Genomic DNA, 21,298 nt, shown 5'->3' with positions numbered 1-21,298 from the left:
GGACCCGACTCCTCACCGCCGGTTCGCGTCACCGTGCGGGCCAGGGCACCTCGGGCGACCGCCAGTAGTCGACCCCCAACTCCTCCCAGCGCGGCGCCTGTTGCGCCAGTCGCTCCCGGTAGCCGTCCCAGCCGTGCGTCGCCGCGGGCGACCAGCCGAGCTCCGCGATGCCGGGCAGCCGCGGGAAGGCCATGAATTCGATCTGGTCGTCCGTGGCGAGCGTCTCCGTCCACAGCGGCGCCTCGACCCCGAGCACCGCCTCGCCCGGTACGCCCTGCACCAGGCTGCCCGGGTCCCAGTCGTAGGACTGTCGGGCCTCCACGTATCCGGCCCAACTCAGGCCGTGGGGCGTGTCCTTGTTGTATTTCATGTCGAGGTAGGCGCGGTTCGCGGGCGACATGACGATGCGGGTGCCCTTCTTCGCGGCGTCGGCGACCTCCTTCTCGTTCCCCTCCGTGCCCCAGTACTGGGCGACCGCGCCCTTCACCGGATTGCCGCCGGTCAGCTGGTGCCAGCCCACGACCGTCTTCCCGTACTTCCGCACCGACTCCTGCGCCCGGTCCATGAACCGCACATAGTCCTCGTGGCTGGTCGCGTGCGCCTCGTCGCCGCCGATGTGCAGGTAGGGGCCGGAGGTCATGGCCGCGATCTCCCGCACCACGTCGTCCACGAAGTCGTACGTGATCTCCTTCGGCACGCACAGCGAGCTGAAGCCGACCTCGATGCCCGTGTAGAGGGGCGGCGCCTTGCCGTCGCAGTTCAGCTCCGCGTACGAGGCGAGGGCCGCGTTGGTGTGTCCGGGCATGTCGATCTCGGGCACGACCGTCAGATGCCGCTCGGCGGCGTAGCGGACGATCTCCCGGTACTGCTGCTTGGTGTAGTGGCCGCCCGCGCCGCCGCCGACCTCCGTGCTGCCGCCGTACGTCGCGAGCTTCGGCCACGAGTCGATGGCGATCCGCCAGCCCTGGTCGTCGGAGAGATGCAGATGCAGCTTGTTGACCTTGTACAGGGCGAGTTGGTCGATGTAGCGCTTGACCTGCTCGGTCTCCAGGAAGTGCCGGGAGACGTCGAGCATCGCGCCGCGGTAGGCGTAGCGGGGTTTGTCGGTGAGCGTTCCGGCGGCCACCTTCCACGGTCCGGGACGCTCGCCGCGCGCCTCGATGGCCGCGGGCAGCAGCTGCCGCAGGGTCTGTACGCCGTGGAAGAGGCCGGCCCCGGTGGCGGCCCGGATGACGGCGGCCTTCCGGTCCACGTCCAGCCGGTATCCCTCGGCGCCGTGCCGTGCCCGGTCGTCCGCGCCGGCTGTGAGCCGCAGTTGGATGCCGTCGGGGCCCGGTTTCGTGGTGACGGGCAGCGCGTAGCCGGTGGACGGGCGGAGCAGCGCGGCGAGTTGCTCGCCGGCCTTGCGGGCGGCGCCGCCGGGCCCGGTCACCCGGATCGGGGTCCGCTCCCCGAGGGTGAAGCTCCCGCTTCCCTCCCGTACGGAGGCCGGCGCGGGGATCACCTGGCCGAGCGGCCGGGGTGCGGAGGAGCGGGCGGTCTCCGCGCTGTCGCGCGGCTCCGGGGCCGCGGCGAGGGCGGTGGATCCGGGCACCGCGGTGGCGAGTAACGCGGCACACAGCAGCAGTGGTCTGAGCCGTCTCACGGGCGATCCCTCCACGGGCTCGTACGGGATGGGGACGAACGGCAAGCGTGGTGCGGTCGCGCAGACCCTCACTCGTACCGCCGACCCCAGAAGCGGTCAAGGTGTAGACCAATTCCGGCCTGTCGCACGCGATCCTGCCCGATATCGGGCAGGATTCTTGCACTTCCCCCGTCGAGACCCCACTATCGACAGGTGCTCGACACTCGGACGCCGGTCCACGACGACCTCATCGACCATCTGGTCCGCACCACGCCGCTGCAGCGCGGCGAGGCGGCCCGGGTCGTGCTCGACGTGCTGGCGTACTTCGACGAGACCGCAGAGGAGTTCGTCCGCCGCCGCCACCGCGAGCTGCGCTCCGGGGGCCTGCAGAACACGGAGATCTTCGAGCGGATCTCCGCGGAGCTCCCGCACCGGGCCGTCGCACCCGCCCGGCTCTCGCTCCGTCAGCTGCGCCGCATCGTCTACGGATGACGGAACCGGCGTCCGGCCCGGCGGGTCTCGACTCGCAGCACCACACGTTCATCACCGTCCGGTTCAGGGAGAGGCAGCAGCCAGCATGTGCGGAATCGTGGGATATATCGGCAAGCGTGAAGCGGCACCCCTGCTTCTGGAGGGCCTGCAGCGTCTGGAGTACCGCGGCTACGACTCCGCCGGTATCGCCGTCCACAGCAGCGGTACGGGCAAGAGCGCGGGCCTGAAGACCGCGAAGTCCAAGGGCCGGGTCCGCGATCTGCGCGACCGGCTCCCCAAGCGGTTCGCCGGCACCACCGGCATCGCGCACACCCGCTGGGCCACCCACGGCGCCCCCAACGACGTGAACGCCCACCCGCACCCGGACGCGGACGGCAAGGTCGCCGTCGTGCACAACGGCATCGTCGACAACGCGTCCGAGCTGCGCGCCAAGCTCACCGCGGACGGCGTGGAGTTCATCTCCGAGACCGACACCGAGGTGCTCGCGCACCTCATCGGCCGCTCCCAGGCGGCCGACCTGGAGGCCAAGGTCCAGGAGGCGCTGCGGCACATCGAGGGCACCTACGGCATCGCCGTGCTGCACGCCGACTTCCCGGACCGGATCGTCGTCGCCCGCAACGGCTCCCCCGTGATCCTCGGCATCGGCGAGCACGAGATGTTCGTGGCCTCCGACGTCGCGGCGCTCGTCACGCACACCCGCCAGGTCGTCACCCTCGACGACGGCGAGATGGCCACCATCACCGCCGACGACTACCGCACGTACACCACGGAGGGCTCCCGTACGTCGGCCTCGCCCGAGACCGTCGAGTGGGCGGCCGAGTCGTACGACATGGGCGGCCACGACACGTACATGCACAAGGAGATCGCCGAGCAGGCCGACGCCGTGGACCGCGTGCTGCGCGGCCGGATCGACGACCGCTTCGCGACCGTGCACCTCGGCGGCCTCAACCTGGACGCGCGCGAGGCGCGCACCATGCGCCGGGTGAAGATCCTCGGCTGCGGTTCGGCGTACCACGCGGGCATGATCGGTGCCCAGCTCATCGAGGAGCTGGCCCGGATCCCCGCGGACGCCGAGCCCGCCAGCGAGTTCCGCTACCGCAACCCGGTCGTCGACCCGGACACCCTCTACATCGCGGTCAGCCAGTCCGGCGAGACCTACGACACGCTCGCCGCCGTGCAGGAGCTGAAGCGGAAGGGCGCCCGGGTGCTCGGCGTCGTCAACGTCGTCGGCTCCGCCATCGCCCGTGAGGCGGACGGCGGCATGTACGTGCACGCCGGGCCCGAGGTCTGCGTCGTGTCCACGAAGTGCTTCACCAACACGGCTGTCGCCTTCGGGCTGCTGGCCCTGCACCTGGGCCGGATCCGCGACCTGTCCGTCGCCGACGGCAAGCGCATCATCGCCGGGCTGCGCAAGCTGCCGGAGCAGATCTCCCAGATCATGGACTCCGAGCCGGAGATCGCGAAGCTCGCCGAGGTGTACGCCCAGGCCAAGAGCATGATGTTCGTCGGCCGGGTGCGGGGCTACCCCGTGGCCCGGGAGGCCTCCCTGAAGCTGAAGGAGGTCTCGTACATCCACGCCGAGGCCTACCCGGCCTCCGAGCTGAAGCACGGCCCCCTCGCGCTGATCGAGCCCGCCGTGCCGACCGTCGCGATCCTCCCGGACGACGATCTGCTGGACAAGAACCGCGCCACCCTGGAGGAGATCAAGGCCCGCAGCGGGCAGATCCTCGCCGTGGCGCACCAGGAGCAGGAGAAGGCGGACCACACGATCCTGGTGCCGCAGAGCGAGCCCGAGCTGGACCCGATCCTGATGGGTCTGCCGCTCCAACTCCTCGCGTACCACACGGCGCTGGCGCTGGGCCGGGACATCGACAAGCCGCGCAACCTGGCCAAGTCCGTCACCGTGGAGTGACGTCGGAGCTCCGGGCCGGCACCGGAGCGGCCCGGGCCGCTCCGGGAGATGGGCGGAACCCCGCGCAGGCCACCAACTGCGCGGGATTCCGCCTCCCCTGAGCCGGCGTCGCCCATTACGCCGGCTGGTGGGCCACCGTGGCGGGACCGTCACCTCCCGTCCGGCAGCTCGCCGTTCAGGTACCCGGTCCTCCGTATATGCCCATCACAAGCGCACAATCCACCTCTACGGCTGAGTAGACTTATCGACCGCGGTGTACTGAATCACCCGTAGACGGGGGCAAGTTGACGGCGCGCCCCCGAACGAGTGGCCGCGCGTCAGGGAATGACGACGACGGGGCGCTGCGCGCGGCGCGCGAGCCGGCCCGCGACCGAGCCGAAGATGCGCCCGACCAGGCCGTGCGTCGAGCCGACGACGATGGCGTCCGCCTCGTACTCCTGCCCGACCTCTTCCAGCTCGTGGCAGATGTCGCCGCCGCGCTCCACGAGGATCCACGGAACGTCCGACAGGTGCTCCGCACAGGCGAGTTCGAGTCCGAGCACCTCGGTGCGGTGGTCGGGGACGTCGACGAAGACGGGCGGCTCACAGCCGGCCCACACGGTGGTGGGCAGCCGGTTCGCCACGTGCACGATGATGAGGCCGGAGCCGGAGCGGCCGGCCATGCCGATGGCGTACGCGAGGGCGCGCTCACTCGATGTGGAGCCGTCGAATCCCACGACGACGCCGTGCTGAAACGCCGGATCGCAGGAATGGCGTGCTTCTTCCGCCACCTCGGGGATCACTGTCGGATCGGCGACCTGCTTGCGGTCCGCTGGTTCGGGGATCTCGTGTCCAGCCATGATGTCTCGGCGAAGGGAGGCCTCTGTGCGGAGGACGGCGGGCGATGGTGCGCTCTCGTGGGTGCGGGACTGCGGTCTTGAACCTGGGATGTCGACCGGGAATGGCCTTTTCAACTCCCTACCCCGAGGGTACGGCGGTACTCCCCCGTTGCCCAGAGGCTGAGGGGCGTACGCGCCGCGGGCGCTGCGTTTCCCAGGGAGCGGAGCATGCCTGAGCGTGGGGCTTTGCGCAATGCCCGGCCGCGCCCCTTACAGGCCCCCGCGCCGCGCCCCGCCAGTGACCGGCACCCCGGGCAGCGCGTTGAGCAGGGCGTGCCCGCACCGCTCTCCGCTCCAGCCGCCCCGCACACCCTCTCCTCCGACACCCGTCCGGAGTCCGCGCCGGCCGCCGCCGTCCCCCCTGCGCCACGGAGCGCCCCGGAAGCCGCACCGGCCCACGGTGCGCGCTCCCCCGATCCGGTGACAGAGGTCGTCCGCTGGTCGGCGTTCAGCAGCGCACTTGTCCTCGTCGTTCTGCTGGTGTGCGGGTCGTCGCTGCCGGGCGCGTTCGGTACGTCGATCGGCTTGGCCGCCGTGACCGTCGTATGCCGTGGCCTGCTCCGCGAATCCGAGCGCACGCGCGCGAAGTTCGCCACCCGGGCGCCCGGCCCGCAGCGCGACCGCCGGCGGCGGCCCGGTGAGGGCTCACATCGCGGCGGCCGTCACCAGCGTTCTCTGTGACAAGCGCCTCAACTACGCGCCCGCGTACGGCAGTCGGCGACGGCGCACGCCCCCGGAGTGACCGAATCGCGCATCCGTACCCCGTCGTTTTCGGCCAAGTTCCATCCGAGTAGCGTTCCTTGCCGTGACCCCTCCTCAACCCCCTTGCCACCTGGGAGGAAAGGACTGCCGGTCACGTGTGCGGCCTACGGCGATGGGGCAGGGACGGCATGCGCACTTCCCAGCTGCGTCGCCGAGTGGAACGCTTCGTGATCGAATGCTTCACGCCAAGTTGCCTTATCGACATAGCGTCGGGTGCCGAACTTGTCCCGCTGACCTCATCCGACACAGTAGATTCGATCTTGGCTATCGCCGCGGGGGAGACGTGCAGGAACGATGAGGACGCGACGATTGAGGGGGGCTGACTTCCGGTGAGCGTTCCAAAGAGCCACGAGGACTCCACAAACGGCCCGGTGACGACCCGTAAGCTGGCCGCACGCCGCCGCCGCGAGATCGTGGCCGTGCTGCTCTTCAGCGGGGGTCCCATATTCGAGAGCTCCATCCCGCTCTCCGTGTTCGGCATCGACCGCCAGGACGCCGGCGTGCCGCGCTACCGGCTGCTGGTGTGCGGTGGCGAGGACGGGCCGCTGCGCACCACCGGAGGGCTGCAGCTGAGCGCGCCGTACGGGCTGGAGGCACTGTCCCGCGCGGGCACTGTCGTGGTGCCCGCCTGGCGGTCCATCACCCAGCCACCGCCCGTGGCCGCGCTGGACGCGCTGCGCCGTGCACACGAGGAGGGGGCCCGCATCGTCGGGCTGTGCACGGGTGCCTTCGTCCTCGCGGCCGCCGGGCTGCTGGACGGCCGTCCGGCCACGACGCACTGGATGTACGCGCCGACGCTCGCCAAGCGCTATCCGGCCGTTCACGTCGATCCGCGCGAACTCTTCGTGGACGACGGGGACATCCTCACCTCGGCGGGCACCGCCGCCGGGATCGACCTGTGCCTGCACGTCGTCCGCACGGACCACGGAGCGGAGGCGGCCGGCGCGCTCGCGCGGCGGCTCGTCGTCCCGCCGCGGCGCGGCAACAGCGTGGAGCCCGGGGCGCACGCACGGCAGCTCGACCGCTCCTTACCAGAGGAGATCAGCTCCGATCCGCTCGCCGAGGTCGTCGCGTGGGCGCTGGAGCACCTGCACGAACAATTCGACGTGGAGACCCTCGCCGCGCGTGCCTATATGTCCCGCCGCACCTTCGACCGGCGTTTCCGTTCCCTGACTGGGAGCGCTCCCCTGCAGTGGCTGATCACGCAGCGGGTGCTCCAGGCGCAGCGGCTGCTGGAGACCTCCGACTACTCGGTCGACGAGGTCGCGGGCCGCTGCGGTTTCCGCTCCCCCGTGGCCCTGCGGGGCCATTTCCGGCGCCAGTTGGGCTCCTCGCCCGCCGCGTACCGGGCCGCGTACCGGGCGCGACGCCCGGAGTCCGGCGGCTCGGGCGAGACGAACGCGGCCGTACGTACGGAGGCTCCGGCCGACCGTCCCGCGGGCGCTCCGCAGCGGGAGCAGCCGGGCGCGGGGGGCGCGGTGCCCGCGCCCCGGGAGCGCGCCGACCCGGGCAAGCCGGAGTCCGACGCGTACGCGCCCCGGATGCCGGGGCAGCGCTTCCGCCGGGACCAGGGCAGGGACCAGAGGGAGCACAGAGACCTCCGGGACCATCGCGGCCAGAGCCCGGGCCGGGCGACGTAGGGTGAAGCGCATGAACGATCGCATGGTGTGGATCGACTGCGAGATGACCGGGCTCTCGCTGTCCGACGACGCGCTCATCGAGGTGGCGGCCCTGGTCACCGACTCGGAGCTGAATGTGCTCGGGGACGGTGTCGACATCGTCGTCCGGCCCCCGGCCCCGGCACTCGCCTCCATGCCGGAGGTGGTGCGCGAGATGCACACCGCCTCCGGCCTGCTCGAGGAGCTGGACGGCGGCACCACGCTCGCCGAGGCCGAGGCGCAGGTCCTGGAGTACGTACGGAAGTACGCGCCGGAGGCGGGCCGCGCCCCGCTGTGCGGCAATTCGGTCGGCACCGACCGCGGCTTCCTCGCCCGGGACATGCCGGCCCTGGAGCAGCACCTGCATTACCGCATCGTCGACGTGTCCTCGGTGAAGGAGCTCGCGCGCCGCTGGTATCCGCGGGCCTACTACAACAGCCCGGAGAAGAACGGCAATCACCGCGCGCTCGCGGACATCCGCGAGTCGATCGCCGAGCTGCGCTACTACCGCGAGGCGGTGTTCGTCGCCGAGCCCGGCCCGGACTCGGACACCGCCAAGGAGATCGCGGCGAAGCACGTCCTTCCCCGGCAGTGAACTCCCGCTGCTGACCGCCCGCACGAAACATGTGCGCGAGCACCCCTGAAGACCCTGTACACTTTTTCTCGGCCGGTCGGAGAAAGCGCGCCGGTCGTGGTGGATGTAGCTCAGTTGGTAGAGCACCTGGTTGTGGTCCAGGAAGTCGCGGGTTCAAGTCCCGTCATTCACCCTCGTGGAGAAGGCCCCCGTTCCGGGAAACCGGAACGGGGGCCTTCTCGTTGCGTGGCCTCCGCGGGCGGCAGAGCCTTGGAGGATCTGGCTCCACAGCGGAGGGACACGCGACCCATGGCAGCTGCACGCGGGCGGTACGACGGATATCCGGGGCAGGGTTACCCCGATCACGGACAGGGCCCCGGCGGTCAGGGGCAGGGCCCGCGGTACGGGCAGCCGTACGGACAGCAGCAGTACAGCCAGAGCCACGGGCAGGACCCGTACGGCTACGGCGGCGGTGACCCCTACGGGCAGGATCCGTACGGGCGCGACCCCTACGGGCGGGGCCCGCGGCGGCCGCGGGTCGCGGCGGGCCGGCTGTGGGCAGGCGGGGTGATGGCGGCGGTGGTCGCGGCGCTCGCCGCCTTCGTGGCGCTGATGCTGGTGCGCGGGGTGCTGGACATCCCGGTCTTCGCGCCGCAGAAGCACGGCACGCTCGTCCTGGCCACGTCCGGCACCCTGGCGCTGGGCGCCGCGGCCGCCGCGCTGCTGGCCACGGCGGTGCTGCATCTGCTGATGGTGTCGACGCCGCAGCCGGAGCGGTTCTTCGCGTGGATCGTCGGGCTGGCCACGGTCGCGGTGATGCTGCTGCCGTTCACCTCGCAGGCGAGCTGGCCCGCGAAGATCGGTACGGCGGCCGTCTATCTCGTTCTCGGCCTGATCATCGGCTCACTGCTGACCGCGGTGGCGCGCAGCGCGAGCAACTCCGACTACGACTGACCCCGCCGGAGCGCTCCCGAAACACTCCGACCACGCATGACCGGGCGGGCCCCTGAGGGGCCCGCCCGGTCCGGTTCGGGGTGGTGTCCGTCACGTCAGGCTGATGCCTTTCCGTGCGAGGTAGGCCACCGGGTTGATGTCGGATCCGTAGCCGCGCTTCGCTCTCACCTCGAAGTGCAGGTGCGGGCCCGAGCTGCGCCCGGTGTTGCCGGACTTCCCGAGGTAGCTGCCGGCGCTCACCCAGTCCCCCTTGCGTACGCCGATCTTCGAAAGGTGCGCGAAGAGCGTGTACTTGCCGTCGGCCATGTGGACCGTGACGGCCTTGCCGTAGTCGCCGGACCGTCCGGCGAAGACCACCCGGCCCGCGCCGACGGAGCGGACGGTGGTGCCGACCGGGACGGCGAGGTCGACACCCGTGTGCCGGCCGCCCGCGTAGTCGCCCTTCACGCCGTATCCGCGGGAGATCCGGTAACCGCCCGTCAGCGGGCCGGTCCAGCCTCCCTGTGCCGCCCGCTGCGGCGTCTGCTGTGTGCTGTGCGTGCCGTGTGCGCTCCGGTCGCTCTGCGGGGCCGCGGCGGGGGCTGCGGCGGCGTTTCCTGCCGCACCCCCTATGGAGACCGCGGCAGCGAGTGCGCCGATAGTCACTATCCGGGCGAAACGCCCTGTTTCTGATGTCATGTCAGCGAGCAAAAGACAGTTCGCACCGGCACGCATCCGGGAGCCGTCCGCCAGGGTGACTGTGAACCGTCCGCCGGGTGAGAGGCGGTCAGGATCAGGACGATGCGCGGCGGATGAGCTCCGTGGGCAGCACCCTTGCGGGCGGCTGCAATCCGGACACCTGCTCCCCTTTTTTCCGTCCCACGTCCATCAGTTCGAGCAGCATGCGGGCCATCTCCCGGCCCATTTCCTCGATCGGCTGCCGCACGGTGGTCAGCGGCGGGTCCATGTGGCGGGCCACGGCGGAGTCGTCGAAGCCGACGAGCGCGACGTCGCGCGGCACTTCACGGCCCGCCTCGCGCAACGCCATCCGGGCCCCCGCCGCCATCACGTCGGAGGCGCAGAACACCGCGTCCACGTCCGGCGCGGCCGCCAGGAGCCGGCGCATCGCGGCGTGCCCCCCGCGCTCGGTGAAGTCGGCCGCGGCGACGAGCCGTTCGTCGTCGGGGACGCCCGCGGCGCGCAGTGCCTCGCGGTAACCCGCCAGCCGGCACTGGGCGACGTACATGTCCTGCGGTCCCGTGATGGTGGCCACTGTCCGTCTTCCGCGTGAGAGAAGGTGGTTCACCGCGAGCAGCGCTCCCCCCGGATTGTCGGAGTCGACGTACGGCACGGTCTCGCCGGCCGAACGGCGGCCGCCCAGTACGGCCGGAGTCCCGGAGCGGCGCAGCAGATCGGGCAGCGGGTCGCCGGTGTGCACGGAGACGAGCAGCGCGCCGTCGACGCGGTGCGCCGCCGCGTACTGCGCGAAGCGGTCCCGCTCGCGTTCGTCCCGTATGAGGGTGACCAGCAACTGGAGCTCGTTGTCCGCGAGTTCCCCGCTGACGCCGCGCAGGATGCCGGAGAAGTACGGCTCGGCGAACAGCCGCGACTCGGGTTCGAGGACGACCAGCGCGATGGCGTCGGCGCTGCCCGCGGCCAGTGCGCGGGCGGCGCGGTTGGGCACGTAGCCGAGCTCGGCGACGGCCTCCTGGACTGCCGCGCGGGTGCGTTCGCTCACCCGGGGCGAGCCGTTGACGACCCGGGAGACGGTGCCGCGGCCCACTCCGGCGCGCGCCGCCACCTCTTCCAGCGTGGGGCCCGGCCGCCCGGCGCCGCGCCGGGTGCGGGGTGTGACCATCTCCGCCTCCCTGCCGAGGGTCTGAGCCGGCTGTGCCGGCTCATTCAACTACACCCGTTTCCCGACGACTTGCCGTCCGACTCCTTGACACCTTCGCACGGCGCCGCAACTCTTCAACCCATCACGTATGGGAGCGCTCCCACACTTCTTCCCACTCAAGAACCCTTACGTTCGAGAGGAAGCATCATGCGCGCCATCTCCCGCTCCAAGCCCTCCCCACGCCCCCGGTTACGGCCCGTCCGTGCGCTCACTGCGGCCACTCTCGCCACGCTGCTCGGCGGCGGCGCGCTGGCCGGCTGCGCCGAGGACGGCAAAGAGCCCGCGCGTTCAGGAAGCGACGCCAAGGGCAACACCACCGTCTCCGTCGGGGTGTTCGGGGTCTTCGGCTACAAGCAGGCCGGCCTCTACGACGAGTACGAGAGGCAGAACCCCGGCGTCACCGTCAAGGAGAACTCGACCGAACGGGCCGAGGACTACTACCCCGCGCTGCTCAACCACCTCTCGGCGGGCAGCGGTCTGAGCGACATCCAGGCCGTCGAGGTCGGCAACATCAACGAACTGGCGACCGTCCAGGCCGACAAGTTCCTGGACCTCTCCAAGCAGCCGGGGGTGCGCAAGGAGGACTGGCTCGGCTGGAAGTGGGACCAGGCGAAGACCGAGGACGGCAAGGTCATCGGCATCGGTACGGACATCGGGCCGATGGGCATCTGCTACCGCAAGGACCTCTTCGAGAAGGCCGGTCTGCCCACCGATCGGGAGGACGTCGGCCAGCTGTGGGCGGGCGACTGGGGCAAGTACGTCGACGCGGGTGAGACGTACATGAAGAAGGCCCCGAAGGGGACGAAGTTCACGGACTCGGCCGCCGGGCTCTACAACGGCTCGGTGTCCAGCTACGTGGACAAGAACTACGACCGCGACGGCAATCTGGTCTACAAGAAGAGCAAGGCCGTCAAGGAGTCCTGGAACCTGGCCATGCAGGCGTCCGAGGCCAAGATGACCTCGGGCCTCAAGCAGTTCGACAAGGAGTGGGACCAGGCGTACGCGAACGGCAGCTTCGCCAGCGTCATCTGCCCGCCCTGGATGCTCGGCTACATCAAGGAGAAGGCCGGCACGAAGGGCGCGGACAAGTGGGACGTGGCCGCCGCGCCGAAGCCCGCGAACTGGGGCGGCTCCTTCCTGGCCGTACCGCAGAACGCCAAGAACAAGACCGAGGCCGTGAAGCTGGCCCGCTGGCTGACCGCACCGGAGCAGCAGGCCAAGGTGTTCGAGAAGCAGGGCAGCTTCCCCAGCACCACGAAGGGGCTGGCACTGCCGCGCGTGAAGGACGCCAAGCACCCGTACTTCAGCGACGCGCCGACCGGGCAGATCTACACGAAGGCCGCCGAGAACGCGCCGCGTGCGGTGCTCGGCCCGAAGGACCTGCTCATCCAGCAGTACATCTCCGACATCGGCATCCTCCAGGTCGAGCAGCAGGGCAAGTCGCCCGCGCAGGGCTGGGACGCGGCCGTCAAGAAGATCGACGACGCGGTCGAGGACTGAGCCGATGACACTGCCGACGACCGACCCGGAGCGCCGGGACGCCGTCCGCACGGACGGCGCCGGGGGCACCGGCGCCGGCAGCCCGGCCCGCCGTCCCCCGCGCCCGCCCCGCGGGCGCGGGGGTGCCGCGGACCGGCGCAGCCGGCGCTACCTGCGGGACGCCAAGTGGAGCCCGTACGCGTTCATTTCGCCGTTCTTCCTGTTCTTCGCGGCCTTCGGGCTCTTCCCGCTGCTCTATACGGGCTGGGCTTCCCTGCACAAGGTCTCGCTGCACAACCCGACCGAGATGGAGTGGGCCGGGCTGCACAACTTCGCCCGGCTGATGGAGGACGAGTTCTTCTGGAACGCGCTGCAGAACACGTTCACCATCGGCGTGCTCTCCACCGTTCCGCAGCTGGCGATCGCGCTGGGGCTCGCGCATCTGCTCAACTACCGGCTGCGCGGCAGCACGTTCTTCCGCGTCGCGATGCTCACGCCGTACGCGACCTCCGTGGCCGCGGCCACGCTCGTCTTCGCGATGCTCTTCGGACGCGACTACGGAATGATCAACTGGGCGCTGGGGCTCGTCGGCATCGACGGCGTCGACTGGGAGAACGGCACCCTGAGTTCGCAGATCGCGGTGTCCACGATCGTCATCTGGCGGTGGACGGGCTACAACACGCTGATCTACCTCGCCGCCATGCAGGCGGTGCCCGCCGATCTGTACGAGGCCGCGGCGATCGACGGCGCCTCGCGCTGGCGGCAGTTCCTGCACGTGACCGTGCCGTCGCTGCGGCCGACCATTCTGTTCACCGTGGTCGTCTCCACGATCGGCGCGACCCAACTCTTCGGTGAGCCACTGCTGTTCGGCAAGTCGCAGTCCGGCGGCGGTTCGCACCAGTACCAGACGCTGGGCCTCTATCTGTACGAACAGGGCTGGTTCAGCTTCCATCTCGGCCGGGCCTCCGCGGTCGCCTGGACGATGTTCCTGATCCTCGTCGTGATCGGCCTGGCCAACTGGCTGGTCGCACGGCGGCTGCAGAAGAGCCACTGAGGGGGCCGGCATGCTGCGTACCAAGGCCAACACGGCGGGCAGGCAGTTGCACGGCGGAAGGATCACCTATGCCGTGCTGATCCTGTTCACCGTCGGATCGCTCTTTCCGCTCGTGTGGACGGCGATCGCCGCGTCCCGCGACACCCAGCGGCTGGCGGAGACACCGCCGCCGCTGTGGTTCGGCGGGAACCTCTTCCACAATCTGAGCGTCGCCTGGAACGACGGGGCGATGGGCAAGGCGCTGTTCAACACGGTCATCGTGTCCGGCACCATCGCGGTGAGCACCGTGCTGTTCGCGACGCTCGCGGGGTTCGCCTTCGCCAAGCTCCGGTTCCGGGCCAAGAACGTCCTGCTGCTGCTGGTGATCGGCACGATGATGGTGCCGCCGCAGCTGAGCGTCGTACCGCTGTTCATGGCGGTCGCCGAACTGGAGTGGACCAACCAGCTGCAGGCGGTGATCCTGCCGACGATGGTGAGCGCCTTCGGCGTCTTCTTCATGCGGCAGTACCTGGTGACCGCGCTGCCCACCGAACTGCTCGAGGCGGCACGGGTGGACGGCGCGCACAGCCTGCGCGTGGTCTGGCACGTCGTCTTCCCCGTGGCACGCCCCGCGATGGCGGTCCTGGGCATGCTGACGTTCGTGATGGCCTGGAACGAGTTCTTCTGGCCGATCATCGCGCTGACCCAGGACAACCCGACCGTGCAGGTCGCGCTGACCGGGCTGGGCCGGGGCTACATCCCGGACGAGTCCGTGATCATGGCGGGCGCGCTGCTCGGCACGCTGCCGCTGCTCGTCGCCTTCGCGCTGTTCGGCAAGCAGATCGTCGGCGGCATCATGCAGGGCGCCGTCAAGGGCTGAGTCCCGCCCTCTTACTTCCTCCCCTCCCCTCCCCCGAGACGTCGTACGACCACGAAATGGGAGCGTTTCCATGACCCTTGTCCCCGAGACATCCGAGAGCTCCACCGGGGCGCCGTCCTTTCCGCCCGGCTTCCTGTGGGGCACGTCCACCGCCGCGTACCAGGTCGAGGGCGCGGCGGCGGAGGACGGGCGCACGCCCTCCATCTGGGACACGTTCGCGCACACGCCGGGCAAGGTCCTGCACGGCGACACCGGTGACCGTGCCTGCGACCACTACCACCGGTACGCCGAGGACGTGGCGCTCATGTCCCGACTGGGCGTCGGCGCCTACCGGTTCTCCGTTTCCTGGTCCCGCGTGCAGCCCACGGGCCGGGGTCCCGCCGTACAGCGCGGCCTCGACTTCTACCGCAGGCTGACCGACTCGCTGCTCGACGCCGGCATCACTCCCCTGCTGACCCTCTACCACTGGGACCTGCCGCAGGAGTTGGAGGACGCGGGTGGCTGGCCGCAGCGCGACACCGCGTACCGGTTCGCCGACTACGCGCGCGTAGTCGCCGACGCGGTCGGCGACCGTGTCGACATGTGGACGACGCTCAACGAGCCCTGGTGCAGCGCCTTTCTGGGGTACGGCTCCGGGGTGCACGCGCCCGGGCGTACGGACCCCGTCGCGGCGCTGCGCGCGGCGCACCACCTCAACCTCGCCCACGGGCTCGCCGCGCAGACCCTGCGCGCCGCACTGCCGGCCCGCGCGCAGGTCACCGTCAGCCTCAACCCCGCGGTGGTGCGCCCCCGTTCGCACTCGGCGGCCGACGTGGACGCGGCGCGCCGTATCGACGCGCTGGCCACCCGCGTGTTCACGGGGCCGATGCTGCACGGCCGGTACGACGACGATCTGCGGGCCGACACGGCGCACCTGACCGACTGGAGCTTCGTACGGGAGGGCGACACCGCCCTCGCGCGGCAGCCCCTCGACGCGCTCTGCATCAACTACTACACGCCGTCCTGGGTTTCGGCAGTCGAGGGCGACGGAGCCGCCGTGCGCGACGACGGCCACGGGGCCTCCGGGCACTCCCCCTGGCCGGGCGCCGACGACGTCGCCTTCCACCAGCACCCCGGCGAACGGACCGGCATGGGCTGGGGCGTCGACCCGGAGGGGCTGACCGAACTGCTGCTGCGCTTCCACCGGGAGGCGCCGGGCCTGCCGCTGTACGTGACGGAGAACGGCGCCGCGTACGAGGACCGGCCGGACGCCGAGGGCCGGGTGCACGATCCGGAGCGCATCGCGTATCTGCACGGCCATCTGAAGGCGGTGCACGCCGCGTTGGAGCGGGGCGCCGATGTGCGGGGCTACTTCCTCTGGTCGCTGCTGGACAACTTCGAGTGGTCCTACGGCTACAGCAAGCGCTTCGGCATGGTGCACGTCGACTTCGAAACCCTGCGGCGTACGCCGAAGTCCAGCGCGCACTGGTACGCCGGTGTGGCCGCGTCCGGACGGCTGCCGGACGGCCCGGCGTGAGCTGAAGGCCGTACGCAGAGGGGCCGCGCACAGAACTGCCGCACGCAGAACTGCCGCACGCAGAGCGGCCGTACACAGAGGGGCGGGGCGCAGCGGGTGGGGGACTGTCCGCTGCGCCCCGCAGTTCCGGGGTCCTCGTGGGGGATGTGGGGGGTGACCCCGGGGGCGGGGGTGGCTGTCAGTGGGTCAGCCGGCGAGCACCTTGGCGAAGGCGTCGGCGCTCTGCTCGACGCCCGAACAGGTCGGGTCCGCCTGGTCCTTGGAGCCGCCGGGGCACGCCTTGTCGCGGGTCGCGGACCACATGGACAGGCTGCCGACGCCCTTGTCCGCGGCGAACTTCCGTACCTGCGCGGCGTCCGCCGTGGTGAAGACCTCGCCCTTGACGTCGTTGACGCCGATCATCGGGGTGAGCCCCACGGTCTTCCACGCCGCCGTGTCGCCGAGGCCGAACGACTTCTTGATCTGCTTCTGCGCGGCGGTCGCGGCCTTGGTGGCGTACGTGCCCATGTCGCCGTCGTAGGAGGGCCCGTAGTCCATCGCCATCAGGTTGACGGTGGAGGTCTTCACGCCCTGCTTCTTGGCGTCGTCGAGCAGTTTGACGCCGTCCGGGGTGAGGCCTTCCGGCATCACGGGGAGGGTGAAGGACACGTCGAGTCCCTTGTGGGACTTCTGCAGTGCGGCGATGGCCTTGGCGCGCTTGGTGTTGGCGGCGGTGTCCGGGAGGGCGCCGCCCTCGATGTCGAAGTCCACCTTCTTCAGGTCGAAGGTGTCGACGACCTTGCCGTACGCCTTCTCCAGTTCGCCCGCCGAGCCGCAGGACAGGCCGAGTTCGGAGCCGTTGGCGCCGCCGAAGGAGACCCGGACGTCGCCGCCCTTGGCGCGCAGCTGCTTGATCTGCTTCGCCGTCGCGTTGTCGCCGAGGTTCTGCGTGCCGCCCCACTTGGGCGTGCAACTGCCGTCCGCCGCGGTCACGAAGGCGAGGTTGAACTCCTTCGTGCCGGTCTTCTCCGCGCTCTTCACCAGGTCGTACGAGGGCTGGAGCGAGGTGTCCACGTACGGCGCGAAGGACGTGCTCCCGGCGGCGGCCGTGCTCTCCTCGCCGGCCGTCGCGTTGCCGGCCAGCAGGAAGCCCCCGCCGGCGACCAGGGCCGCTGCTCCTGCGGCACCGACTGCCTTGACCTTGCGGCTGGTACGGCGGCGGTGTGCGGCGTTATTGCTCATCGCGGTGCTGCCTCGTTCTGTGGGGGGATCGGGTCCGGTGTGCACCCCGTGGAGACGAGGTGAACGAGCAGCACGCTAGCGGTGGAGAATCCGGCATCCGGGGCGAACCGGACGGACGCCGTAAGGCTTAGGGGTCGCTTAAGGAGGCGAAAGGGCCCTCTTAGCCGCGGCGGGCCGTACGGCGGTCGACGCCGCCCCGCATCCGGTGCCGTACCCGGCCCGCGACGCGGTGGCCGCGCGCTCCTGTACGTGCCCCGGCCCCGTCGGCGGGGTGCTGCGCGAGCCACACCCGTACCTCCGTGCCGCCGAGCACCGAGCGCCCCAACCGCACGTCGCCGCCCGTCGATTCGGCGACCCGGCGCACGATGTCCAGGCCGAGGCCCGTCGATCCGGGGCCGCCGTCGCCGTGTCCGCGCCGCAGCGCGGCCGCCGGGTCGTCGATGCCGGCTCCGGCGTCCGACACCAGCACGATCACGGCGTCGCCGGCGTCGTGCACGTCGACGGAGAAGGCGACGCCCTCGCGGGTGTGCCGGAAGACGTTGCCGAGCATCGCGTCGAGCGCGGCGGCGAGTTCGGCGCGGGCCACGGGCACCCGTACCGTCCGGTCCACCCCGGCCAGCCGCACCTCGCGCCCCTCGTCCTCGGCCAGCGCCGACCAGAAGCCCATCCGTTCGCGGATGACCTCCGCCGCGTCGCAGCCCGTGAAGGTGTGCGCGCCCGGGGTCCGGTCGCGCTGTTCGCGGGCCGTACGGATGACCTGGTCGACCTCGCTCTCCAGCTTCGCGACGGCCTCCCTGGTCTGTTCGGCCGCGTCGCCGTCGCCGAGGGAGGCGGCGTTCAGCCGCAGCACGGTCAGCGGTGTGCGCAGCCGGTGCGACAGGTCGGCGGCCAACTCCCGCTCGTTGGCGAGGAGCTGGACGACCTGGTCGGCCATGGAGTTGAACGCGACGGCCGCGGACCGCAGTTCGGTGGGGCCGTGCTCGGGTACGCGCACGCCGAGCCGCCCCTCCCCGAGGTCGTTGGCGGCCCCGGCGAGCTGTTCGGCGGGGCGCACCATGCGGGTGCCGAGCCGGTCGGCGACCGCCACCGAGCCGACGATCAGGGCGAGTCCGACGCCGGCGAGCACCAGCCAGGCGGTCGCGACCCCGTTGGTCACCTCGTCGTCGGGCACGAACACCTCGACGACCGCGACCTCTCCGCTGGCCACGGCGGTCGGCTGGAGCAGCGAGTAGCCGCCGGGCACGGCGACCGTGGCGGCCCGGCCCAGCCGCTGCACGGTGTGCAGATCGTCCGCGGGCGCACGCCCCCGGCCGACTTCCACGTCGTCGCGCCCGCCGGACGGCTCCCGGCCGGCGGGTGCGCCGAGGCCGCCCGGCACATGGACGGCGATCCGTCCGTCGGCGCCCGCCTGGGTGCTGGCGACGGCGCGGTCGAGCTTCTCGCGGTCGCTGGTGATGGCGAGCGCCGGTCCGACGGCGGACGCCTGCCGCTCCGCGTTCGAGAAGGCGCGGTCGCGCGCTGTCTCCTTGACGACGAGGGCGAGCGGGACGGCGAAGGCGACGACCACCATGACGGTCACGGCGAGGCACACCTTCACCAGTGCCCATCTCATGTGGCGGGCCCCGGCTCCGCGGGCGGCTCCAGCTTCACGCCGACGCCGCGCAGCGTGTGCAGATAGCGCGGACTGGCCGCGGTCTCCCCCAACTTGCGGCGCAGCCACGACAGATGGACGTCGATGGTCTGGTCGTCCCCGTACGACTGCTGCCACACCTCGGCGAGCAGTTCCCTGCGCGGGACGACGACACCGGGCCGGCCCGCCAGAAAGGCCAGCAGGTCGAACTCGCGGCGGGTGAGGTCGAGCAGTCCGCCGTCGAGCTCGGCGATCCGCCGCAGCGGGTCGATGGCGATGCCGCCGACGCGCAGCACGTGGTCCTCGGCGGTGCCGCCGTTGCCGCCGCCGCGCGAACGGCGCAGCACGGCGGTGAGCCGCGCCGAGAGGTGCTCCACGGAGAACGGCTTGACCAGGTAGTCGTCGGCGCCGTCGTTCAGCAGCCGGACGATCTCCGTCTCCTCGTCCCGCGCTGTGGCGATGATCACGGGTACGTCCGTGATCCCGCGCAGCATCTTGAGCGCCTCGGCCCCGTCCAGGTCCGGCAGGCCGAGATCCAGGATGACGAGGTCGAATCCGACCTGCGTCACCTCCCGCAACGCCTCCAGCGCGGTCCCCACACTCCGCACGGTGTGGGACGCGTCGGTGAGGTGGCGGATGAGGGCGGAGCGTACGAATTGGTCGTCCTCGACCACGAGCACACTTGCCATGCGCGGCACCGTACGCCATTAGGGTGAGCCGGATGCAACGACGACGTCTGGTCCACGCGGCGGCGTGGACCCTGGCCACAGGGGCCGCGGTCACCCTCTCCTGGTGGGGTGTGCACACGGTGCTGGCCGGTACGGCGTACGACCCGCCGCGCGCGCTGCCGGTGTCCGGCCCCCCGGCCAAGGCCGAGCCGCGGGTCTCCTCGACGCACCGGCCGAAGCCCTCGTCGTCCTCGCCCACGGCGTCCCCCTCACCGTCGGAGTCCGGCGGGAAGCAGACGCCCTCGCGCCCGCCCGACACCGGGAGCGCGCCGGACCCCGAGCCGTCGCACTCGCGGACGCCGGCGGCCCCGTCCTCCTCGGGGAACGTCGAGAGCGTGTCGGTGGACGGCGGCCGGGCGGTGTTCGACATGGGGAAGCGCTCGGCGACGCTGGTGTCGGCGACGCCCAACGCGGGCTGGGACATGCGGGTCTGGAAGTCGCAGCAGTGGATCCGGGTGACCTTCACCAAGAGCGACGGGACAGAGGCGTCGGTCTTCTGCCGCTGGGACGAAGGCGCGCCGCGGATCGAGAAGTTCGCGGGCTGAGCCGGCCGGCCACGGGGCCGGTTCCGCGTCAGTCGAAGGTGCCTGCGGGCGGTACCGGCGAGTCCTGTGCCGTCGCGTCGGTGACCGGGCGGGCCCCGGCGGTGAAGTCGTCGAGGTCCTTGCCGTGTTCCACGCGCGCGTGCTGCGGGTCCCCCGCGGCCCGCCGCGTCAGCACCGCGACGGGCAACTCCCCGTCGGACGCGGCCAGTACGCCGTTGCCGAACCGCCGCCCGCGCAGCACCGCGGGCTCGGCGACCAGGCACACCTCGCGGAACTCCGCCCGTACGGTGGCGACTTGGGCCCTCAGATGCGCCGGCGCGGGGCCCGTACGGGACGGCCCGTCCGTGATGTTCGCCGTGTACAGCCCGCCGGGCCGCAGCACCCGGCGCACCGCGCGGAGGAACTCGACGCTGGTGAGCCGGGCGGGCGTGCGCGCGCCGCTGAACACATCGGCGATGACCAGGTCCGCCCACCCCTCGGGGATGCGGTCCAGCCCCTCCCGCGCGTCGCCTGCGCTGACCCGCACCCGCCAGTTCCTGTCCAACGGCAGCTGTTCGCGCACGAATCGGGTGAGGGGCGCGTCCGCCTCCACGACCCGCTGGACCGAGCGCGGGCGGGTGGCGGCGATGTAGCGGGCGAGGGTCAGCGCCCCGCCGCCCAGGTGCAGGACCTGCAACGGAGTGCCCTGCGGGGCGGCCAGGTCGGCGAGGTGGCCGAGCCTGCGCTGGTACGCGAAGTCGAGGTGTGCGGGGTCGTCCAGGTCGACGTACGACTGGGGGGCGGCGTCCACGGTGAGGGTCCAGCCCCGGGGGCGGTCGGGGTCGGGCACCAGTCGTGCGAGTCCGCCGTCGACCGTCGCGCTCAGCGGCTCACGCTGCGCGTGTGGCTTGCGGCCCGTGTGTGCCCCGCGTTCTCTTTTCCGTCCCACGAGGCCAGTATCCCGCGCCCCTTTTTGCGCAGTTCCCCGCGCCCCTTGTGTGCGCAGTTCCCCGCGCCCCTTTGGTGACGTCAGCGGCAGGGGTGCGGTGCCGCTGGGGTTTGCGCAGTTCCCCGCGCCCCTTATCTACGCCGTTCCCCGCCCCTTATTTGCGCGGTCAGTGGCAGCGGTCCAGGGCTTCGATGGTGCGGGCCGCCTCGCCGAGTGCGGCGCGGAGGCGGGCCGGTTCGGTGGCTCCTGCGTACGCGCCGTCCGGTGGCACCAGCCAGCCGGTGCCCGCGACGGGCGGATCGCCCTGCTGGGTGCCCCGTACGGGGCTGCAGGTCTGCGTACAGGCGCTGCCCGGCAGGTCCCAGCCGTCGGCGGTCCCCGGGGGGACGAGGAATCCGAGCGTGTCGCCCGCGCCGTCGTGCAGCACGGGGCCGACGCCGTCCCGCAGCCGCAGGATGTCGACCGCCTCCAGACCCTGCCGCGCCGGCACGGTCACCAGATCACAGGGTTCACCGCCGGGGCGGATACTGCCCGCGCCGCCCAAGGCGGCGGTGCCTACGCCGGTGTGCAACATAGGGCGCTCCTCCGAACTACTCCGGTGGTTGTAC

Annotated in this window: 20 protein-coding genes and 1 tRNA gene; 12 read left to right on the top strand and 9 right to left on the bottom strand. The window is 71.4% G+C overall.

The window, feature by feature from the left end; all coding sequences use genetic code 11:
- Positions 1 to 28: 28 nt before the first annotated feature.
- Positions 29 to 1,645, bottom strand: coding sequence for a beta-N-acetylhexosaminidase (locus AC3AGO_RS22075; RefSeq protein WP_487821952.1), 1,617 nt, complete (start codon positions 1,643 to 1,645; stop codon positions 29 to 31).
- Positions 1,646 to 1,837: 192 nt separating this feature from the next.
- On the opposite strand from AC3AGO_RS22075, the gene AC3AGO_RS22070 reads away from it, so the two are divergent.
- The gene (locus AC3AGO_RS22070) at positions 1,838 to 2,116 is read left to right on the top strand and encodes a hypothetical protein (RefSeq protein WP_487821951.1); all 279 of its coding nucleotides are present in this window, start codon (positions 1,838 to 1,840) and stop codon (positions 2,114 to 2,116) included.
- Between the two features lie 85 nt (positions 2,117 to 2,201).
- Complete coding sequence (gene glmS, locus AC3AGO_RS22065; protein ID WP_487821950.1) at positions 2,202 to 4,028, top strand: glutamine--fructose-6-phosphate transaminase (isomerizing); 1,827 nt, start codon at positions 2,202 to 2,204, stop codon at positions 4,026 to 4,028.
- 317 nt (positions 4,029 to 4,345) lie between these two features.
- Here glmS and AC3AGO_RS22060 read toward each other — a convergent pair whose 3' ends face one another.
- Positions 4,346 to 4,867 (bottom strand): universal stress protein, encoded by a 522-nt coding sequence (locus tag AC3AGO_RS22060; RefSeq protein ID WP_487821949.1) that lies wholly within the window; start codon positions 4,865 to 4,867, stop codon positions 4,346 to 4,348.
- Positions 4,868 to 5,326: 459 nt separating this feature from the next.
- On the opposite strand from AC3AGO_RS22060, the gene AC3AGO_RS22055 reads away from it, so the two are divergent.
- From AC3AGO_RS22055 to AC3AGO_RS22035, 5 genes are all read left to right on the top strand, one after another.
- Positions 5,327 to 5,587, top strand: coding sequence for a hypothetical protein (locus AC3AGO_RS22055; protein ID WP_487821948.1), 261 nt, complete (start codon positions 5,327 to 5,329; stop codon positions 5,585 to 5,587).
- 452 nt (positions 5,588 to 6,039) lie between these two features.
- Positions 6,040 to 7,308, top strand: a complete 1,269-nt coding sequence (locus AC3AGO_RS22050; protein WP_487821947.1) for a helix-turn-helix domain-containing protein — start codon at positions 6,040 to 6,042, stop codon at positions 7,306 to 7,308.
- Positions 7,309 to 7,318: 10 nt separating this feature from the next.
- Positions 7,319 to 7,921, top strand: coding sequence for an oligoribonuclease (gene orn / locus AC3AGO_RS22045; protein ID WP_487821946.1), 603 nt, complete (start codon positions 7,319 to 7,321; stop codon positions 7,919 to 7,921).
- 99 nt (positions 7,922 to 8,020) lie between these two features.
- Positions 8,021 to 8,093 (top strand) — tRNA-His (locus AC3AGO_RS22040).
- A gap of 116 nt (positions 8,094 to 8,209) precedes the next feature.
- Positions 8,210 to 8,854: a DUF6069 family protein gene (locus AC3AGO_RS22035; RefSeq protein WP_487821945.1), complete on the top strand. Its 645-nt coding sequence runs from the start codon at positions 8,210 to 8,212 to the stop codon at positions 8,852 to 8,854.
- 90 nt (positions 8,855 to 8,944) lie between these two features.
- On the opposite strand, the gene AC3AGO_RS22030 is transcribed toward AC3AGO_RS22035, so the two are convergent.
- The gene (locus AC3AGO_RS22030) at positions 8,945 to 9,499 is read right to left on the bottom strand and encodes a murein hydrolase activator EnvC family protein (protein WP_487821944.1); all 555 of its coding nucleotides are present in this window, start codon (positions 9,497 to 9,499) and stop codon (positions 8,945 to 8,947) included.
- Between the two features lie 127 nt (positions 9,500 to 9,626).
- Positions 9,627 to 10,691, bottom strand: a complete 1,065-nt coding sequence (locus AC3AGO_RS22025) for a LacI family DNA-binding transcriptional regulator (protein WP_487821943.1) — start codon at positions 10,689 to 10,691, stop codon at positions 9,627 to 9,629.
- Positions 10,692 to 10,877: 186 nt separating this feature from the next.
- On the opposite strand from AC3AGO_RS22025, the gene AC3AGO_RS22020 reads away from it, so the two are divergent.
- From AC3AGO_RS22020 to AC3AGO_RS22005, 4 genes are all read left to right on the top strand, one after another.
- Positions 10,878 to 12,230: an ABC transporter substrate-binding protein gene (locus AC3AGO_RS22020; RefSeq protein ID WP_487821942.1), complete on the top strand. Its 1,353-nt coding sequence runs from the start codon at positions 10,878 to 10,880 to the stop codon at positions 12,228 to 12,230.
- A 4-nt stretch (positions 12,231 to 12,234) separates the two neighbouring features.
- Entirely contained in the window at positions 12,235 to 13,263 is a 1,029-nt protein-coding gene (locus AC3AGO_RS22015; protein WP_487821941.1) for a carbohydrate ABC transporter permease, read from the top strand.
- Between the two features lie 10 nt (positions 13,264 to 13,273).
- Positions 13,274 to 14,122, top strand: coding sequence for a carbohydrate ABC transporter permease (locus AC3AGO_RS22010; protein WP_487821940.1), 849 nt, complete (start codon positions 13,274 to 13,276; stop codon positions 14,120 to 14,122).
- 70 nt (positions 14,123 to 14,192) lie between these two features.
- A complete protein-coding gene (locus AC3AGO_RS22005; protein ID WP_487821939.1) occupies positions 14,193 to 15,638 on the top strand; it encodes a GH1 family beta-glucosidase in 1,446 nt (481 codons plus the stop codon).
- Positions 15,639 to 15,824: 186 nt separating this feature from the next.
- Here the strand turns inward: AC3AGO_RS22005 and AC3AGO_RS22000 are convergent, their stop codons facing one another.
- The 3 genes from AC3AGO_RS22000 to AC3AGO_RS21990 all read right to left on the bottom strand — a co-directional run bounded on the left by AC3AGO_RS22000 (position 15,825) and on the right by AC3AGO_RS21990 (position 19,178).
- Positions 15,825 to 16,859 carry a chitinase gene (locus AC3AGO_RS22000; RefSeq protein WP_487821938.1) on the bottom strand — a complete coding sequence of 345 codons (1,035 nt, stop codon included), beginning with the start codon at positions 16,857 to 16,859 and terminating at the stop codon, positions 15,825 to 15,827.
- Between the two features lie 160 nt (positions 16,860 to 17,019).
- A complete protein-coding gene (locus tag AC3AGO_RS21995; protein ID WP_487821937.1) occupies positions 17,020 to 18,471 on the bottom strand; it encodes a sensor histidine kinase in 1,452 nt (483 codons plus the stop codon).
- Positions 18,468 to 19,178 carry a response regulator transcription factor gene (locus tag AC3AGO_RS21990; RefSeq protein WP_487821936.1) on the bottom strand — a complete coding sequence of 237 codons (711 nt, stop codon included), beginning with the start codon at positions 19,176 to 19,178 and terminating at the stop codon, positions 18,468 to 18,470. The genes AC3AGO_RS21995 and AC3AGO_RS21990 overlap by 4 nt, the downstream gene beginning before the upstream one ends.
- 32 nt (positions 19,179 to 19,210) lie before the next feature.
- On the opposite strand from AC3AGO_RS21990, the gene AC3AGO_RS21985 reads away from it, so the two are divergent.
- Positions 19,211 to 19,762 (top strand): hypothetical protein, encoded by a 552-nt coding sequence (locus tag AC3AGO_RS21985; RefSeq protein WP_487821935.1) that lies wholly within the window; start codon positions 19,211 to 19,213, stop codon positions 19,760 to 19,762.
- Positions 19,763 to 19,790: 28 nt separating this feature from the next.
- Here AC3AGO_RS21985 and AC3AGO_RS21980 read toward each other — a convergent pair whose 3' ends face one another.
- Both AC3AGO_RS21980 and AC3AGO_RS21975 read right to left on the bottom strand, forming a co-directional pair.
- Positions 19,791 to 20,690, bottom strand: a complete 900-nt coding sequence (locus AC3AGO_RS21980; RefSeq protein WP_487821934.1) for a spermidine synthase — start codon at positions 20,688 to 20,690, stop codon at positions 19,791 to 19,793.
- Between the two features lie 166 nt (positions 20,691 to 20,856).
- The gene (locus tag AC3AGO_RS21975) at positions 20,857 to 21,264 is read right to left on the bottom strand and encodes a hypothetical protein (RefSeq protein ID WP_487821933.1); all 408 of its coding nucleotides are present in this window, start codon (positions 21,262 to 21,264) and stop codon (positions 20,857 to 20,859) included.
- Positions 21,265 to 21,298 lie beyond the last annotated feature (34 nt).

The sequence above is a fragment of the Streptomyces sp. BL1 genome (assembly GCF_057628045.1).
Note: the sequence above shows the minus strand (reverse complement) of the source record. Positions and strands in the feature narration are given on the sequence as shown.

Coding starts and splice junctions, on each gene's coding strand:
- AC3AGO_RS22025 (WP_487821943.1), bottom strand. CDS start 10,691: ATGGTCACACCCCGCACCCGGCGCGGCGCCGGGCGGCCGGGCCCCACG.
- AC3AGO_RS21975 (WP_487821933.1), bottom strand. CDS start 21,264: ATGTTGCACACCGGCGTAGGCACCGCCGCCTTGGGCGGCGCGGGCAGT.
- AC3AGO_RS22060 (WP_487821949.1), bottom strand. CDS start 4,867: ATGGCTGGACACGAGATCCCCGAACCAGCGGACCGCAAGCAGGTCGCC.
- glmS (WP_487821950.1), top strand. CDS start 2,202: ATGTGCGGAATCGTGGGATATATCGGCAAGCGTGAAGCGGCACCCCTG.
- AC3AGO_RS21990 (WP_487821936.1), bottom strand. CDS start 19,178: ATGGCAAGTGTGCTCGTGGTCGAGGACGACCAATTCGTACGCTCCGCC.
- AC3AGO_RS22020 (WP_487821942.1), top strand. CDS start 10,878: ATGCGCGCCATCTCCCGCTCCAAGCCCTCCCCACGCCCCCGGTTACGG.
- orn (WP_487821946.1), top strand. CDS start 7,319: ATGAACGATCGCATGGTGTGGATCGACTGCGAGATGACCGGGCTCTCG.
- AC3AGO_RS22010 (WP_487821940.1), top strand. CDS start 13,274: ATGCTGCGTACCAAGGCCAACACGGCGGGCAGGCAGTTGCACGGCGGA.
- AC3AGO_RS21985 (WP_487821935.1), top strand. CDS start 19,211: ATGCAACGACGACGTCTGGTCCACGCGGCGGCGTGGACCCTGGCCACA.
- AC3AGO_RS22005 (WP_487821939.1), top strand. CDS start 14,193: ATGACCCTTGTCCCCGAGACATCCGAGAGCTCCACCGGGGCGCCGTCC.
- AC3AGO_RS22035 (WP_487821945.1), top strand. CDS start 8,210: ATGGCAGCTGCACGCGGGCGGTACGACGGATATCCGGGGCAGGGTTAC.
- AC3AGO_RS22015 (WP_487821941.1), top strand. CDS start 12,235: ATGACACTGCCGACGACCGACCCGGAGCGCCGGGACGCCGTCCGCACG.
- AC3AGO_RS22000 (WP_487821938.1), bottom strand. CDS start 16,859: ATGAGCAATAACGCCGCACACCGCCGCCGTACCAGCCGCAAGGTCAAG.
- AC3AGO_RS21995 (WP_487821937.1), bottom strand. CDS start 18,471: ATGAGATGGGCACTGGTGAAGGTGTGCCTCGCCGTGACCGTCATGGTG.